Consider the following 16,139-nt stretch of genomic DNA (forward strand, 5'->3'; position numbering starts at 1 on the left):
GTGTTCAGTCGCGCTTGATGCTCATCAGCATTTCCCACATGTCGGCGCCGGTCTCGAAGACCACGGCGTTCGCCTTGTAGCTCTGCTCGGCTTCGATCAGATCGGCCAGTTCGGTGGCAGGATCGACACCTGACGCAGTCGGGCTGACGACGGCCTGGACGCCGCCTGACGCGACGGAGGTGAGGCTGGTGTTCAGCCTTGCATAGCCCGGCGTGCTGCTGTTTGCGATGTTGTTGGCAATTGCGCCGACCCGCGTCGTCTGCGCCCGCATTCCCGAAAGAGCAGTGCTCATAATGCCCGATATGCTCATCAGCCGTTTCCCCAGAACTGGATGAAATTCTTGTACATGCAAGGGCTTAGGGAATGTTGAAGGCGTTGCGTTAGCAAAGACCTATAGGTTCGTGCATCTTAGCATCCATCTGTTCCGGATTGGCACGGAACGGGATCGGGGGCGCGGAGCCATGGCCAGGCTTCGCTATCGCGACGCCACCCAGTCGTGCCAATCGCTCTCGTTGCCGTTGAAGACGTTGAGGTCGATCTTGCCGTCGACGCCTTCGGAAAGGCCGGAGCCGGAATACTGCCAGAACACCCACTTGCGGCCGGGGTAGACCTTGGAGGGATGAGCGGCCACCGAGCGCAGCCAGAAGGGATAGTCGAGCAGCTGACCCTTCAAATTGTCGCGGTAGAAATCCGGCGCGGTATAGATGATCGGGCGTTGGCCGTAATGGCGCTCCAGCTTGTCCATAAAAACCTGCATCTTTTCCCGGACACGTGCGGGAGAGATGCGCCTCTTGCAGCTCGATTCGCCGTTCCATTCGACGTCGATGACGGGCGGAAGAGCGTTGGCTTCCCTTGGCACGTTGCGGATGAACCAGTCGGCCTGCTCACCGCCTGTCCGGCACCAGTAGAAGAAGTGATAGGCGCCGTGTTTCAGGCCGGCTTCCTTGGCCCGGCGCCAGTTCTTCTTGAACATAGGATCAAGGTGATCGCCGCCGTCGGTCGCCTTGATGTAGACGAAGTTGGCACCTTGCCGCCGCAACGTCTCCCAGTCGATCTCGCCCTGCCAGCGCGACACGTCGACGCCGTGCACGGCAAGCTTTCTCGGCGAGGTGGAACCGAAGTTGATAGGCTTGGCATCGCGGAAGCGGTGGCCGTAAATTTGTCCGCGTGTCGGCGATCTCGTGCCGACATCGGGCATTGCATTGCCGGCGGGATTGGCCGGCATCAGCAGCGCGACCGGTTTATCTGTCGGCAGCGGCATGCCGACCGGCCTGTCGGCGGGCACGAGCGCCTGCGGCTCGGGAACTTGTCCAGCCCAGCTCAACGCCTGCTGCGGCGGGCTTGCCTGCGGCGCTGAAACGCCCACCGCGGCGGCAGGAATCGGGCCGCTCGGCTGGGCGATGGCATTGGTCGTTTCCGGAGACGGCACGTTGCCCAGCACATCTTCGGCGCCAGAACTGGCAGCGCATCCCGACAGGATCAGGGCGGCGAGGAGGATTGCTGGCACTGCCGATGGACGCATAAGAACCTGCACGCAAAACAAGGGATCGACGGCGATCCATATTGATGGAAGCCGCCTTTCTAAAAGGCTAACAGAGACTTGCTAAGAAAGGTTAAATTTGATCCCACTGCATAATTTCGCAATTATGTAGGATCCGCCACCCAGACGAGATCGCGACCTTTGAGCCGCAGCGAGCTGCTTTCGACACGGTCCTGCAAGTCGACGACGAGAATTAGCGTCCTGACGGCGCTGTCCGCATTCGTTCGAGAAAACCTCCGAAGATCGCTGCAAGTTCGGTCACGCCGCTATTCAAGGACATCGACAAACGTGGAACTCTCCTGCGCATCCTAAGGGAAGCAGACACTCCAGTGTCGACTTTCGACTGTGCCAGGAAATTCGCGTTGCAAACTTCGAGGTGACCGAGAATTCTCGGCGGTACTTCTGGCATCGGATCGGATAGCAGCGCTCATGTCCGCAGTTGATGCAAACCGGGCGGCCCCCCCGTCTCCGGCTAACGGATCAGGCAGAAAGCCTTGAAGGTCTCGTCCTCGGAGACCTCCCGAAGCTTCTTAAGGGTGAATGTCCGGCTTTCCGGCGACAACAGGTATCAATCTGAACATTCCTTAGACCTAGCAGATCCGCAGGAGCGCGCGTCGATCGGGCGTGCTTTGAATGGTAAATCGATTCTTCAAGAAGACTTTTCTGCGCGAGGCTCAAACTGGAATCGACTGACAACTGTGGGCATTTAGCGCGTATGTTACTGTAACGTACTTGCTATTTCACGGCATCGTGAAAGGGTTTCACATCGTCCGATTTGCAGACCCACTGGCTCAAAAATCTCATGAGGACAATCTTGTCCAAAAAGTATTCGCGGAGCAAGCTCGGGTGACGGGACATGTGCATCGCGCCATAGACACCCGGTAACGTGGTGTTGTCCGCGCCAATCCAAAGTCTTACTCAAGAAATGGAGGACAGCATGACACATATCGGAAGAAAGCTTTCATTTGTTGCAGTTTTTATCACCGCAACCGTCGTCAACGGCGGGAATCTAGCTTTCGGCCAGACGGCGGGCGAAATCCCACCGATCCTGGTTACCCCGGATAAAGTCGAGTCTCGCATTGGTACGCTCGAGTTCAAGGACGGTGCTCCCAGCCCAGAAACTGTCAAAAAGGTTTATGACACGCTTGATTTTACCCGCGCCCTTGACGTGTTCCTCAACAGCTATGGTGGCGCATCGGCCTATGCGATCCGCAAGGGTCTGCTCAGCATCGGCGCGGAGGACAACACGGTCACCCTTTACCCCGAGTTGATGGATTCGAAGTCGCTGTTCCTCACGGCCAATGCCGACACCGTCTACTATTTCAGCATTGTGGATTTGACTAAGGGGCCGATCGTGGTCGAGCAACCTCCTATGGGGGTAGGCACGATCAATGACATGTGGTTTGGCTGGATCATCGATGTCGGGTTCCCCGGCCCCGACCGCGGCGAAGGCGGAAGATACCTGCTGCTGCCACCCGGCTATGACGGTCCGGTTCCCGAAGGCGGTTTCTATGTAGCGCGGTCGAAGACGAACCGGGTCATCTATGCATCTCGCGGTTACCTTGTAGACAACGATCCGAAGCCGACCGCCGAGAACATTAAGAGGAGTATGAAGATCTATCCCTTCGTGCCGGGCGGTGTCGGCACGAGCATCGCAACGGCGCTCGAAGGCAAAGTCAGGCTTGAATCGAACCCGCCGGTTCCTGAAACCAGGTTCCTCGAGGCGAGCGGCAAGGCGTTCAATACGATCCCCCCAAGCGACTATTCGTTCTTCGAGATGATCAACGCCAATGTTCAGGCAGAGCCGGCCGATTCCTACAATCCGGAACTTGCAGGCCAATTGGCAGCCATCGGTATCGTCAAGGGCAAGGAATTCAAACCGGACGACCGGATGAAGAAGATTCTAACCGACGCAGCAGCGGTGGGAAACGCGGCCAGCCGTGCGCTGAACTGGCGTTCCAGCGGCCCCCATCCTGATTGGTCGTACTATCCAGACTCAATGTGGGGAAACATGCTGTGGGAGGGTGGCGCAAATTTCGAAACCCCGCCGCCGATGATTACCAAAGAGGGTCTTTTCGCACCATTGCCGCCGACCGGTGCTCGAACCCTCGACTCGAAAACCGCGTTCTACTTCGGCTACACGCTCGACTCGCCCGGCATGATCATGCGGCTCCCCAAGGTCGGGTCGCAATATCTCATGGGTTTCCTGGACGCCAACAAGAACGACCTCGACGGCGGCAAAACCTACAAGGTGACGCTACCGAAGGACATTCCAGCGGCCGCGTTCTGGTCCTTTACCCTCTACGACAACCAGTCGCGCTCGATGCTCCAGACGCCGCAAGGCTACCCGCGCGCCGGCAGCCAGAGCTATCCATCGCCCGCCGCCGAAGCGGACGCGGATGGCGCGACGACAATCTATTTCGCCCCGACCCAACCCGAGGGCGTGAAACGGGGCAATTGGATCCAGACCATGCCCGGCAAGGGCTGGTTCACGCTCCTTCGCCTCTACAGCCCGCTTGAGACGTTCTTCACGAAGGAGTGGCGGTTGAGCGAAATCGAACTCGTTCCCTAATGTTGGGAATGTGGGAGCAATGCTGACCATCGCGCGGAAGTAGTCTCTTGCGACAGGCGTCCTTTGCTGAAAAGACGCGCGGCGCTGTAGTGCGCCAAATGCGGGCAGCCCCTCCGAAGCACGGGAGGGCCTGCCCGAATTGCTGTTATTCCGCGGCCTCCGCGTAGCTTTCCACCGGCGGGCAGGTGCAGATCAGGTTGCGGTCGCCATAGACATTGTCGACGCGATTAACAGGCGACCAGTATTTGTCGACGCGGAAAGCGCCGGGCGGGAAGCAGGCCTGTTCTCGGCTGTAGGGGCGATCCCATTCGCCGACGAGGTCTTCCACCGTATGCGGGGCGTTCTTCAGCGGGTTGTTGGCCTTGTCCATGCGGCCGTCCTCGATGGCGCGGGCTTCCTCGCGGATCGCCAGCATCGCCTCGCAGAAGCGGTCGAGTTCGGCCTTGGTCTCGCTTTCCGTCGGCTCGATCATCAGCGTGCCGGCAACCGGCCAGCTCATGGTGGGCGCATGGAAGCCGCAGTCGATCAGGCGCTTGGCGACGTCGTCGACGGTGACGCCGGCGCTGTCGACCAACGGGCGGGTGTCGATGATGCATTCATGCGCGACGCGGCCGGTCTTCGACTTGTAGAGCACGTCATAGGCGCCCTTCAGCCGGATGGCGATATAATTGGCGTTGAGGATCGCCACCTTGGTCGCCTGCGTCAGGCCTTCGCCGCCCATCATCAGACAATAGCTCCACGAGATCGGCAGGATCGAGGCCGAGCCGAAGGCTGCCGCCGAAACCGCACCGGAACGGCCGTCGGTCTCGGGATGGCCGGGCAGGTGGGCGGCCAGATGCGCCTTGACGCCGATCGGGCCCATGCCGGGTCCGCCGCCGCCATGCGGAATGCAGAAGGTCTTGTGCAGGTTGAGATGCGAAACGTCGGAGCCGATGTCACCGGGGCGGGACAGGCCGACCATGGCATTCATGTTGGCGCCGTCGAGATAGACCTGGCCGCCATGCTCATGCACGAGATCGCAGATTTCCTTGACCGTCTCCTCGAAGACGCCGTGCGTCGAAGGGTAGGTGATCATGCAGCAGGAGAGGTTCGCCGCATGCTGCTCCGCCTTGGCGCGGAAATCGTCGAGATCGATATCGCCGTTTTCACGCACCTTGACGACGACGACCTTCATGCCGACCATCTGGGCCGAAGCCGGATTGGTGCCATGCGCCGAGGTTGGGATCAGGCAGACGTCGCGATGGCCGTCGCCATTGGCGATATGATAGTTGCGGATCGTCAGCAGGCCGGCATATTCGCCCTGCGCGCCGGAATTCGGCTGCATGGAGAAGGCGTCGTAGCCGGTGACGGCGCAGAGCTTTTCGATCAGGTCGTCGATCATCTCGCGGTAGCCGAGCGCCTGATCGGCTGGCACGAAGGGATGGATGTCGGAAAATTCCGGCCAGGTGATCGGCAGCATTTCCGCCGTGGCATTCAGCTTCATCGTGCAGGAGCCGAGCGGGATCATCGAGCGGTCGAGCGCCAGATCCCGGTCGGAAAGCCGGCGGATGTAACGCGTCATCTCGCTTTCGGCGCGGTTCATGTGGAAGATCGGATGGGTGAGGTAATCGCTGGTCCTGAGCAGGCCCTTCGGCAGGCGGTAGGAAGGCTCGAAATCGGCGATGGTGAAATTGCCGCCGAAGGCGCGCCAGACGGCTTCGAGCGTCGCCGGCCGGGTGCGTTCGTCGAGGCTCATGCCGATTTTGGTTTCGCCGACCTTGCGCAGATTGACGCCTTCGGCGACGGCTGCACGCAGGATGAGGCCCTGCATATGGCCGACATCGACGGTGATCGTGTCGAAGAAGGTCTCGGGTTCGACCTTGTAACCGAGCTTTTCCAGGCCCTTGGCCATCAGCACGGCCTTCTGGTGCACCTGCTGGGCGATCGCCTTGATGCCCTTCGGGCCGTGGAAGACGGCATACATCGAGGCCATGACGGCCAGCAGCACCTGGGCGGTGCAGATGTTCGACGTCGCCTTTTCGCGGCGGATATGCTGTTCGCGGGTCTGCAGCGACAGGCGATAGGCGCGGTTGCCACGGGCATCGACGGAAACGCCGACGAGGCGGCCAGGCATGGAGCGCTTGATGGCATCCTTGACCGACATATAGGCTGCGTGCGGGCCGCCATAGCCGACCGGGACGCCGAAGCGCTGCGAGGATCCGACGGCGATATCGGCGCCCATTTCGCCGGGGGATTTCAACAACGTCAACGCCAGGATATCGGCGGCGACGATTGCTATGGCGCCAGTCTGGTGCAGGCGCGAGATCAGGCCGGTAAAATCATGCACGTGACCGTGCGTGCCGGGATATTGGAAGATCGCGCCAAAGACGTCGACAGGATCGAGATCGGTGAAGGGGTTGCCGACGATGACGCTCCAGCCGAGCGGCTCGGCGCGGGTGCGGATCAGGGCAATAGTCTGCGGATGGCAGTCGGCATCGACGAAGAAGGCCTTGGCCTTCGATTTGGCGACGCGCTCGGCAATCGCCATGCCTTCGGCGGCGGCGGTCGCCTCGTCGAGCAGCGAGGCGTTGGCGACGTCGAGGCCGGTGAGGTCGCAGATCATCGTCTGGTAGTTCAACAGCGCTTCCAGGCGGCCCTGGCTGATCTCCGGCTGGTAGGGCGTATAGGCAGTGTACCAGGCCGGGTTTTCCAGGATGTTGCGCTGGATGACCGGCGGCGTGATCGTGCCGTAGTAACCCTGGCCGATCAGCGAGACCAGCACCTTGTTCTTGTTGGCGGTCTCGCGCAGCTTGTCGAGCGCCTCGCGCTCGGTCATCGGCGCGCCCCAGACGAGCGGCGCCTTCTGGCGGATCGAGGGCGGCAGCGTCGCGTCGATCAGGCCATCGAGGCTGTTATAGCCGATCACCTTCAGCATATCGGTCATCTCGGCCGGCGAGGGGCCGATATGACGGCGATTGGCGAAATCGTAGGGCTGATAGTCGGTGAACTGGAATTCTGTCGGCGTCGTCATTACGCAGTGAGCTCCTTGTAGGCCGCCTCGTCGAGCAGGCCATCGGCGTCCGCAGCGTTTGCCAGCTTCAGCTTGAAGAACCAGCCGGCGCCCTGAGGATCGGAATTGACCAGCGACGGATCTGCAACGATGGCCGGATTGACCTCGGTGATCTCGCCATCCAGCGGACAATAGACGTCGGAAGCAGCCTTGACCGATTCAACGGTCGCGGCATTGCCGTTCTTGGAGAAGGTCGCGCCGACTTCCGGCAGTTCGACGAAAACCAGGTCGCCGAGCTGTTCGACGGCATAGGTGGTGATGCCGACCGTCGCAACGCCGCCTTCGATCTTCAGCCATTCGTGTTCTTCGGTAAATTTCAGCATTGTTCGTCCTCTCTGGAAAAGGTTTAGCGTTTGTAGGTCGGTGTGACGAAGGGCAGGGCGCTGACGGTGGTCGGCAGATATTTGCCGCGCACCTCGGCATAGACGAGCGTGCCTGCCGCAGCATGGGAGAGCGGCACGTAACCCATGGCGACAGGGCCTTCGACGCTGGGGCCAAAGCCGCCCGAGGTGACTTCGCCGATTTCGACCTTGCCCTCGGCATCGGCATAGAGCTTGGCATGGCCGCGCACCGGCGCCTTGCCTTCCGGCTTCAGGCCGACGCGGCGGCGGGCAGCGCCGTTCTCGAGTTCGGACAGGATGCGGCCGGAGCCCGGGAAGCCGCCGGCACGCGCACCGTTGCCGCGCCTTGCCTTCTGCATGGCCCATTCCAGCGCCGCCTCGACCGGCGAGGTAGTCGTGTCGATATCGTTGCCGTAGAGGCAGAGGCCGGCTTCCAGGCGCAGCGAATCGCGGGCGCCGAGGCCGATCGCCTGGACATCGGGATGTTCGAGCAACCGCATGGTGACATCCACGGCCTTGTCTGATGGAATCGAGATCTCGAAGCCGTCCTCGCCGCTATAGCCGGAGCGGGAAACAAGACAGGAAACGTCGTGCAGGCGGCAGTGGCGCACGTCCATGAATTTCATCGCCGCGACGTCGGCCCAGAGCTCGGCAAGAACCGCAACCGCACGCGGCCCCTGCAGCGCGATCAAAGCGCGATCGAGAAGCGTGACGTCGCACTGGTCGCCGATATGGGCCCTGAGATGGGCGAGATCGGCTTCCTTGCAGGCGGCGTTGACGACGACGAAGAGGTGGTCGTCGAGATGGGCGATCATCAGGTCGTCGAGAATGCAGCCGGTGTCGTCGGTGAAAAAGCCGTAGCGCTGGCGGCCTTCGGCAAGGCCTAGGATGTCGACGGGCACGAGGCTTTCAAGCGCCAGCGCCGCATCCTCGTAGCTGCCCGATTTCGCCTTTACGATGACCTGACCCATGTGGGAGACATCGAAGAGGCCGGCTTCGGCGCGGGTATGAAGATGCTCCTTCATCACGCCTGCGGGATATTGCACCGGCATGTCGTAACCGGCGAACGGCACCATGCGGGCGCCGAGCGAAAGATGCAGGGCATGCAGCGGGGTTTTCTTCAGGGCAGCAGTATCGTCCAAAAGACGCCTCCGGGGTTTGCGCCTTCTCGCGAAGGCGCGGGCTCAAATCTGAAGGCGCGGCTGCGCACTTCTCTCCTGAGCCCCCTCTGTCCCTTTGCCTGAGATTGTTATCCCTTCGGCGAGCGTTTCGAGAACGCTTCTCTCCAGAGTTCCGTCTGCCCCTTGCTGGTCCTTTTGCCTGAGAGTTTCCGGGGCGGTTGCTCCTTCGGCACCGGTGGCGAAAGCACCGGCTTCTCCCAACAAGGTTGGCGCAATTATCCGGCGGGTGCAGCGCTTGGCAAGGCCAAATGTCGTGACCGGACAATTTTTTGTCGCCATATGCCGGCTGAGCCCTGATCTACGGCAATCTGCTTTTGCATTTCGCGGGGAAACCGGCTATCGCGACATGCTGTTGAAGGGGATATTATGCGGCAGACCGGACTGAAAGCGACGCTCTTCCTGCGCATGCTTTGCGCATTGAGCCTGCTTTTGCTCGGCCTGGCCCATCAGGCGCCGCAGGCTGTCGCCTCCGAAGCCTACGATAGCGCGGCCTATGTGCTGCCCGACGGCACTTTCGCCTCGCTCTGCATTACCGTGAAGGACGCAGACGGCAAGACCTTCGCCTTCAAACCGAATTGCGAAGCCTGCCGACTGTCGGCCTCCGTCATCCTGCCGATGCCGGATGCGAGCTCCTGGCTCGAGCGCAAACTCGCCTCGCTGATCAACGCGCCGATCGAAATGTCAGCCGTTGCTGGTGCCAGCGCTGTCAGCCGGCCAAATTCCCGCGCGCCTCCCATCCTCGCCTGATCTGCCTTCGCAATCATGAGCAGCATGCCGGTCCGCCCGAGAGAAGTCAGCGGCCGGCGAGGAGACATCCAATGAAAACTATTAAGACATTTGGCAAGACATTCGGGCTTGCCGCCGTTCTTTCCGCGGCCGCCTTTGCCGGCGCCGAGGCGCATGTGACCTTCCTCGACAGAGAGGCGACGCAGGACAGCACCATTCTCGCCACGCTGCAGGTGCCGCATGGCTGCGACGGCAAGGCGACCACGGAAGTGCGGGTCAAGCTGCCGGAAGGTTTCGTCTTCGCCAAGCCGCAGCCGAAGGCAGGCTGGGAGCTTGAGGTGATCAAGGGTGACTACCAGAAGACCTACGACAATCACGGCGACAAGGTGAAGACAGGCGCGATCGAAGTGCGCTGGAAGAACGGCAATCTCTCCGACGATTTCTACGACACCTTCGTTATCCAGGGTAGGGTATCGGGCGTTGAAGCCGGCACCTCGCTCGCTTTTCCGGTGACGCAGATGTGCGGCGATACGGTTGCGGCCTGGGACCAGGTGGCCAAGGAAGGCGGCGATGCGCATGGGCTGAAAAGCCCGGCGCCGCTGTTGAAGGTCGTTGCCGGCGAAGGTGGCCATGACCATGACGACATGGCCGGCATGGATATGTCCGGTATGGCAGGCATGGGCGCTGCGGCGCCGGCCGGCGAAACGGTCAAGGCCGGCGATCTCGAAGTCTCCGGCGGCTTCGCCAAGGCGATGCTGCCCGGCCAGCCGGTCGGCGGCGGCTTCTTCACGGTGAAGAACAACGGCCAGACGGACGATCGCCTGGTATCCGTTAGCTCGCCTGCAGCTGGCGAGGTTCAGATCCACGAGATGGTGACGAAGGACAATGTCATGCGGATGCGGCAGCTGAAGGATGGTATCGCCATCGGCGCCGGCGAGACGGTCAAGCTCGAGCCCGGCAACCTGCATCTGATGTTCCAGAAGGTAAAGACGCCTTTCAAGCAGGGCGATACGGTGCCGGTGACGCTGACCTTCGAAAAGGCCGGCAAGGTCGATCTGGTCCTGCAGGTGCTCTCCGCCCAGGGCAAATGAGAGCAGCGATTCAAAGTGCTATAGCGTCCTTTGCGCATCTGAAAAGACGCGCGGCGCTGTAGTTAAAACAAAAAAGCCCGCGACTGTAACGGCAGTCGCGGGCTTTCGTTTGGAAGGCGATGGCCTCAGAAGTCTTCGTAGGATCGCAGCGCCTGTTTCAGGCCGGCCTGCGGCTGGCGATTGCCCTTAGCCATCAGGTCGAGGGCCACTTCGGTCGACTGGATGATGCTGGAGGGCTCGTCTATTTCGTCAGTGCCTTCTGCCTTCAACTGCCGGTCGGCAACGCGGCGCGCATCGCGTGCGGCGGTGCTCGTCGCGACACGCTGCGGAATTCGGAGGGATTCGAAGGCAATGGCGGCAGTGGTGGCCGATATGGACAGAAGCTGGGTCATGCCGTTACCGTATCGGCACGACCTTGGCGCCATTATAAGAAAATCATCGGCATTTTACCGGATGGTAAGAATTCATTCCTTCTCGATTGGAATCGCTGCGGAGTTGCGATAAATCCGGCTGATGATCCAGGCTCTTCTCGTCGCCTTCGGCGGCGCTATCGGTTCTCTTCTCAGATATTATGTCGGCCAGTGGGCGCTGAGACTCATGGGTCCGGCATTTCCCTGGGGCACGCTCGCCGTCAATGTCGTGGGCTGCTTTGTCATCGGCGTCTTCGCCGAGCTGATTGCGCGGAAGTTCAACGCCTCGGTGGAACTGCGCCTCCTGCTGATCACCGGCTTCCTCGGCGGCTTCACAACCTTCTCGGCCTTCTCCTTGGATGCCATCTCGCTGTTCGAGCGCGGCGAGGCCGTCGCCGGCAGCATTTACATCGCTGCGAGCGTCGGGCTTTCGATGGCGGCCGTCATCGCCGGGCTCGCCGTCATGCGCGCTTTGGCCTGATCTCTTTTCCGGTTTCCGTTTTGCGTGAAAATGCTCTAAAGGCTGCGGCAAGAACGCCGGCTTGGCCCGCGCAGCAATTTCCGAAAGATTTCTTATGGCTGGCATTGAACATATCAAGGTTGAACCCGACGAAGCCGGCATGCGGATCGATCGCTGGTTCAAGGTGCACTTTCCCGGGCTCGGCTTCGGTCCGCTGCAGAAGCTACTGCGCTCCGGCCAGGTGCGCGTCGACGGTGGACGTGTCAAGTCGGATGCGCGCGTGCAGCCCGGCCAAACGGTGCGCGTGCCGCCGATGGATGTCGATGCGAAGCTGAAATCCGGACCGATCGCCGGCAAGGATCTCAAACATTCGACGGATTTCCAACTCTTGTCGCGCATGGTGCTGCACGAGGACGAAAAGGTGATCATACTCAACAAGCCCCCCGGTCTTGCGGTCCAGGGCGGTTCCGGTGTGGCCAGGCATATCGACCAGATGCTCGACGCTTGGACCAGCCCGAAGGGTGAGAAGCCGCGGCTCGTCCATCGTCTCGATCGCGACACTTCAGGTGTTCTCGTCATCGCCCGCACCCGCGGCGCGGCGCAGAAGCTGACGGCGGCGTTCCGCGAGCGCGACACCAAAAAGACCTACTGGGCGCTGGTCAAGGGCGTGCCGCGCAAGCACGAGGACAAGATTTCGACCTGGCTCGTCAAAGAGCCGACCGCCGACGGTGACCGCATGCGCATCGCCAAGCATGGCGAGGACGGCGCCGACCATGCGATTTCCTTCTACCGCGTGCTGGAGACGGCGGCACAGAACCTCGCTTGGCTGGAGATGGAGCCCTATACCGGCCGTACCCATCAGCTGCGCGTCCATGCCCTGCATATCGGCCACCCGATCATCGGCGATCCGAAATATTTCGACGACGATCCGAATTGGGATTTTCCAGGCGGCGTGCAGAAGAAGCTGCATCTGCACGCGCGTCATATCGACATCCCGCATCCCTCCGGCGGCCGCCTGCGCGTCAGCGCGCCGCTGCCAGCGCATATGGTGCAGACCTGGAACCTTCTCGGTCTCGACCTTGCCGGCGCTGAAAGGGACGCCGAATGAAGCTGGCCCTTTTCGATTGCGACGGCACGCTGGTCGATAGCGCCAGTCTGATCCACGAAACCATGCGCAGGACCTTCGACAAGTTCGGCAAGCCGGAACCGCGATTTGAAGACACCAAGGCTATTATCGGCTTGTCCCTCGATATTGCGATCGCCCGCATGCAGGGCAGGCCGCATGTGGAGCAGCAAGACATCGACATGACGGCGCATTACAAATCGCTGTTTTCGATCGTGCGTCAGGATCTTGACTATAAGGAGCCGCTGTTTCCCGGCATTCGCGAGATGATCGACGCACTGGCTGGGCGAGAAGACCTGCTGATCGGCGCGGTGACGGGCAAATCCAGGCGCGGGCTCAAGCTTGTGATGGAGACGCATGGCTTCGATAAGCATTTCATCGTCGCACGCACCGCCGACGATTGCCCCTCCAAACCGCATCCGGCCATGGTGACGGAATGCTGCGATGAAACCGGCATGAATGCTACCGACACCATTGTCATCGGCGATGCGGTTTACGATATGCAGATGGCCAAGGCTGCCGGGGCCAAGGCGATCGGCGTTGCCTGGGGCTATGCCAGCGTGGATGAGCTGATCGCCAACGGCGCTGATGCGATCGCCTACCATCCGAACGAGATATTGCGTCATTTTTCCTGAGGTGAGCCCATGCGCGATCTGCTGAACGACCTTTCCGAAGGCCTGAGCCATCCCGATCCCATCCGCCGCGCGCAGATCCAGATGAAGAAGCCGCTGCCGAAGCGTTTCTATACCGATGTCTCCGTTGCCGAGCACGAGGGTGGTTTTGCGATCACGCTCGACGGCAAGATGGTGCGTACGCCGGCGCGCCAGGTTCTCGCAGTACCGACCGAAGCGCTGGCGCGGCTTGTCGCCGCCGAATGGCAGGCCCAGGGCGAAGAGATCAATCCCGTGAGCATGCCGGTGACCCGGCTTGTCAACACCGCCCTCGACGGCGTTGCCGCCAACGCGCAGGCGATCTTCGAGGATATATTGCGTTTTTCATCCAGCGACCTCATCTGCTACCGCGCCGAGGAGCCGGAACTGCTGGTCGAGCGCCAGGCCGAGCACTGGGATCCCGTGATCGACTGGGCGGCGACCGATCTCGGCGCTCGCTTCATCCTCGTCGAAGGGGTGATGCCTCATGAGCAGCCGCGCGAGGCGATTGCCGCCTTCGCCGTCACGCTCGCGAGATATGATAGCCCGATGGCGCTGGCCGCCCTCCACACAGTCACCACGCTGACGGGCTCGGCGATCCTGGCGCTGGCCTTCGCCGAGAGCCGGGTAACGGTGGAGGAGGCTTGGTCGCTTGCCCATCTCGACGAGGACTGGACGATCGAGCATTGGGGCAGCGACGAGGAAGCCGAGGAGCGGCGGGCCAAGCGCTTTGCCGAGTTCAAAGCCGCAGCCGATGTTTTTTTCGCCCTAAGCGCCTGAAACATATTGCCTTCCAATGCATTATGACGAAGTCTGCGACTCCAACGGGGTGGTGCGGGATTTTGCAATGAATTGGCTGAGGTCGTGTTTTTGCCGGGCGACACTCGTCTGTGTCGCGCTCACGGCCTGCGGCAGCCTCTCGGCCACCAAGCCGGCGGCGCCGGTCTATGATGTGCGTAGCGCCGTCGTTCTCTCAGGTCCGAACATGCCGGCCGAGCTGCTTTCCGGTATCAACGACCGCGTCAACGCAGCGATCAACGCCACCGTGCGCGACACCGTGCTGCCGCGGGTGGTGCTAACGATCCGCGTGGTTTCCGTCCAGAAGGGCCTCGGCTTCCAGAAGGACCGCAACGTCGCCAAGATCAGCATCGACGCGGCCTCGGTCGAGGACGGTTCGGTCATCGCCGTCAGCGCCTTCGACGTCACCAGCATCGCTGCCGATCCCAAGCTTGCCGACGAGATCCTGGCCGAGGATGCCGCCGCAAGGATACGCTCGGTTTTCTCACTCAGCGGGCGCGCTCGATAGCGCGACGCTCTAACCGCCGGATTGCCGCCGCAGCGGCGAGGGAGGTCGCATGAAGGAAATTCTCGAAGAACTGGAACGGCGCCGCGACGTCGCCCGCCTCGGCGGCGGCGAGGCGCGCATCGCCGCCCAGCACAAGCGCGGCAAGCTGACGGCGCGCGAGCGCATCGATCTCTTCCTCGACGAAGGCTCCTTCGAGGAATTCGACATGTTCGTCGAACACCGCTCCACCGATTTCGGCATGGACAAGAGCCGCATTGCCGGCGACGGCGTCGTCACCGGCTGGGGCACGGTCAATGGCCGCACCGTGTTCGTCTTCGCCAAGGACTTCACCGTCTTCGGCGGCTCGCTATCGGAAGCGCATGCCGAGAAGATCATGAAGGTGCAGGACATGGCGCTGAAGAACCGCGCGCCGATCGTCGGCATCTATGATGCGGGCGGCGCCCGTATCCAGGAGGGCGTGGCGGCTCTCGGCGGTTATGCAGAGGTATTCCAGCGCAATGTGCTCGCCTCCGGCGTCATTCCGCAGATCTCGGTGATCATGGGTCCCTGCGCCGGCGGCGACGTCTATTCGCCTGCGATGACCGATTTCATCTTCATGGTGCGCGATACTTCCTACATGTTCGTCACCGGGCCGGACGTGGTCAAAACCGTCACCAACGAGACGGTGACGGCAGAAGAACTCGGCGGCGCCGTGGTGCATACGGTGCGCTCGTCGATTGCCGACGGCGCCTATGAGAATGATGTCGAAACGCTGCTGCAGGTGCGCCGGCTGATCGATTTCCTGCCGCTTTCGAACACGGCGCCGCTACCGGAGATCGAATGTTACCAGTCGGTGACAGATGTCGATGCCTCGCTCGATACGCTGGTGCCGGCGAGTTCCAACAAACCTTACGACATCAAGGAGCTGATTCGGAAGGTGGCGGACGAGGGGGATTTCTTTGAGATCCAGGCAAGCTTTGCCAAAAACATCGTCTGTGGCTTCGGCCGCGTCGAAGGCTCGACCGTCGGTTTTGTCGCCAACCAGCCGATGGTGCTGGCCGGCGTTCTCGACAGCGACGCCTCGCGCAAGGCGGCCCGTTTCGTGCGCTTCTGTGACTGCTTCAACATTCCGATCGTCACCTTCGTCGACGTGCCGGGTTTCCTGCCGGGTACGGCGCAGGAATATGGCGGCCTCATCAAGCACGGCGCCAAGCTGCTCTTCGCCTATGCCGAGGCGACGGTGCCGAAGCTCACCGTCATCACCCGCAAGGCCTTCGGCGGTGCCTATGACGTGATGGCGTCGAAACATCTACGCGGCGACCTCAACTATGCCTGGCCAACGGCGCAGATCGCCGTGATGGGCGCCAAGGGCGCTGTCGAGATCATCTTCCGCAAGGATATTGCCGATCCGGAGAAGATCGCCGCGCACACGAAAATGTACGAGGACCGGTTCCTCTCGCCCTTCGTCGCCGCCGAGCGCGGTTATGTCGACGAGGTGATCATGCCGCACTCGACCCGGCGGCGGCTGGCGCGCGGTTTGAAGATGCTGCGCAACAAGGATCTCGCCAATCCGTGGAAGAAACACGACAACATCCCGCTCTGACCATGGCGCGGGCGAATAAGACCGTCCATTCAGGCGTTTAGCTGCTGTCGAAAAAGTGAACGGATGTCAGCAATCCGTGTGTTCAATCCTTGGCGAGGACAGGTTAAC

Annotated in this window: 15 protein-coding genes and 2 riboswitches; of the genes, 9 read left to right on the forward strand and 6 right to left on the reverse strand. The window is 61.4% G+C overall.

From position 1 onward, the window contains the following. Positions 1-4: 4 nt before the first annotated feature. Together G9X67_RS11825 and G9X67_RS11830 are read right to left on the reverse strand one after the other, a co-directional pair. A complete protein-coding gene (locus G9X67_RS11825) occupies positions 5-310 on the reverse strand; it encodes a flagellar basal body protein (protein WP_171598745.1) in 306 nt (101 codons plus the stop codon). A 165-nt stretch (positions 311-475) separates the two neighbouring features. Beyond that, the gene (locus G9X67_RS11830) at positions 476-1,522 is read right to left on the reverse strand and encodes a GH25 family lysozyme (protein ID WP_138329347.1); all 1,047 of its coding nucleotides are present in this window, start codon (positions 1,520-1,522) and stop codon (positions 476-478) included. Positions 1,523-2,477: 955 nt separating this feature from the next. Here G9X67_RS11830 and G9X67_RS11835 point away from each other — a divergent pair. Continuing rightward, positions 2,478-4,112 carry a DUF1254 domain-containing protein gene (locus tag G9X67_RS11835; RefSeq protein WP_138329348.1) on the forward strand — a complete coding sequence of 545 codons (1,635 nt, stop codon included), beginning with the start codon at positions 2,478-2,480 and terminating at the stop codon, positions 4,110-4,112. Between the two features lie 145 nt (positions 4,113-4,257). Here G9X67_RS11835 and gcvP read toward each other — a convergent pair whose 3' ends face one another. From gcvP to gcvT, 3 genes are read right to left on the reverse strand one after another with little or no spacing between them, the layout of a single operon-like run. Beyond that, positions 4,258-7,122: an aminomethyl-transferring glycine dehydrogenase gene (gene gcvP / locus G9X67_RS11840; RefSeq protein WP_138329349.1), complete on the reverse strand. Its 2,865-nt coding sequence runs from the start codon at positions 7,120-7,122 to the stop codon at positions 4,258-4,260. After that, positions 7,122-7,484, reverse strand: coding sequence for a glycine cleavage system protein GcvH (gcvH, locus tag G9X67_RS11845; RefSeq protein WP_003539971.1), 363 nt, complete (start codon positions 7,482-7,484; stop codon positions 7,122-7,124). Before gcvH ends, gcvP begins: the two co-directional genes overlap by 1 nt. 23 nt (positions 7,485-7,507) lie before the next feature. Then, positions 7,508-8,644: a glycine cleavage system aminomethyltransferase GcvT gene (gene gcvT / locus G9X67_RS11850; RefSeq protein WP_138329350.1), complete on the reverse strand. Its 1,137-nt coding sequence runs from the start codon at positions 8,642-8,644 to the stop codon at positions 7,508-7,510. Positions 8,645-8,720: 76 nt separating this feature from the next. Continuing rightward, positions 8,721-8,801, reverse strand: a riboswitch (glycine riboswitch). A gap of 3 nt (positions 8,802-8,804) precedes the next feature. Next, a riboswitch (glycine riboswitch) is annotated at positions 8,805-8,893 on the reverse strand. A 156-nt stretch (positions 8,894-9,049) separates the two neighbouring features. Here gcvT and G9X67_RS11855 point away from each other — a divergent pair. Both G9X67_RS11855 and G9X67_RS11860 read left to right on the forward strand, forming a co-directional pair. Continuing rightward, entirely contained in the window at positions 9,050-9,430 is a 381-nt protein-coding gene (locus G9X67_RS11855) for a hypothetical protein (RefSeq protein ID WP_138329351.1), read from the forward strand. A 71-nt stretch (positions 9,431-9,501) separates the two neighbouring features. Then, positions 9,502-10,500 carry a DUF1775 domain-containing protein gene (locus G9X67_RS11860; protein WP_171598746.1) on the forward strand — a complete coding sequence of 333 codons (999 nt, stop codon included), beginning with the start codon at positions 9,502-9,504 and terminating at the stop codon, positions 10,498-10,500. A gap of 125 nt (positions 10,501-10,625) precedes the next feature. Here G9X67_RS11860 and G9X67_RS11865 read toward each other — a convergent pair whose 3' ends face one another. After that, the gene (locus G9X67_RS11865) at positions 10,626-10,892 is read right to left on the reverse strand and encodes a hypothetical protein (RefSeq protein ID WP_138329353.1); all 267 of its coding nucleotides are present in this window, start codon (positions 10,890-10,892) and stop codon (positions 10,626-10,628) included. A gap of 121 nt (positions 10,893-11,013) precedes the next feature. Between G9X67_RS11865 and crcB the strand changes: the two genes are divergently transcribed. The 6 genes from crcB (at position 11,014) to G9X67_RS11895 (ending at position 16,031) form a co-directional block, all read left to right on the forward strand. After that, on the forward strand, positions 11,014-11,391 hold the full coding sequence (gene crcB / locus G9X67_RS11870) for a fluoride efflux transporter CrcB (RefSeq protein ID WP_138329354.1): 378 nt from the start codon (positions 11,014-11,016) through the stop codon (positions 11,389-11,391). Positions 11,392-11,485: 94 nt separating this feature from the next. Next, positions 11,486-12,478, forward strand: coding sequence for an RluA family pseudouridine synthase (locus G9X67_RS11875; RefSeq protein ID WP_138329355.1), 993 nt, complete (start codon positions 11,486-11,488; stop codon positions 12,476-12,478). After that, on the forward strand, positions 12,475-13,128 hold the full coding sequence (locus G9X67_RS11880) for an HAD-IA family hydrolase (RefSeq protein ID WP_138329356.1): 654 nt from the start codon (positions 12,475-12,477) through the stop codon (positions 13,126-13,128). The genes G9X67_RS11875 and G9X67_RS11880 overlap by 4 nt, the downstream gene beginning before the upstream one ends. 9 nt (positions 13,129-13,137) lie before the next feature. After that, positions 13,138-13,923 carry an ATP12 family chaperone protein gene (locus G9X67_RS11885; protein WP_138329357.1) on the forward strand — a complete coding sequence of 262 codons (786 nt, stop codon included), beginning with the start codon at positions 13,138-13,140 and terminating at the stop codon, positions 13,921-13,923. 67 nt (positions 13,924-13,990) lie between these two features. After that, positions 13,991-14,449: a hypothetical protein gene (locus G9X67_RS11890; protein WP_138329358.1), complete on the forward strand. Its 459-nt coding sequence runs from the start codon at positions 13,991-13,993 to the stop codon at positions 14,447-14,449. 49 nt (positions 14,450-14,498) lie between these two features. Then, on the forward strand, positions 14,499-16,031 hold the full coding sequence (locus G9X67_RS11895) for an acyl-CoA carboxylase subunit beta (RefSeq protein ID WP_062944333.1): 1,533 nt from the start codon (positions 14,499-14,501) through the stop codon (positions 16,029-16,031). Positions 16,032-16,139 lie beyond the last annotated feature (108 nt).

Origin of the sequence: Rhizobium sp. WYCCWR 11152, from assembly GCF_013087615.1 — a bacterium.
In the GTDB taxonomy this organism is placed as follows: domain Bacteria; phylum Pseudomonadota; class Alphaproteobacteria; order Rhizobiales; family Rhizobiaceae; genus Rhizobium; species Rhizobium indicum.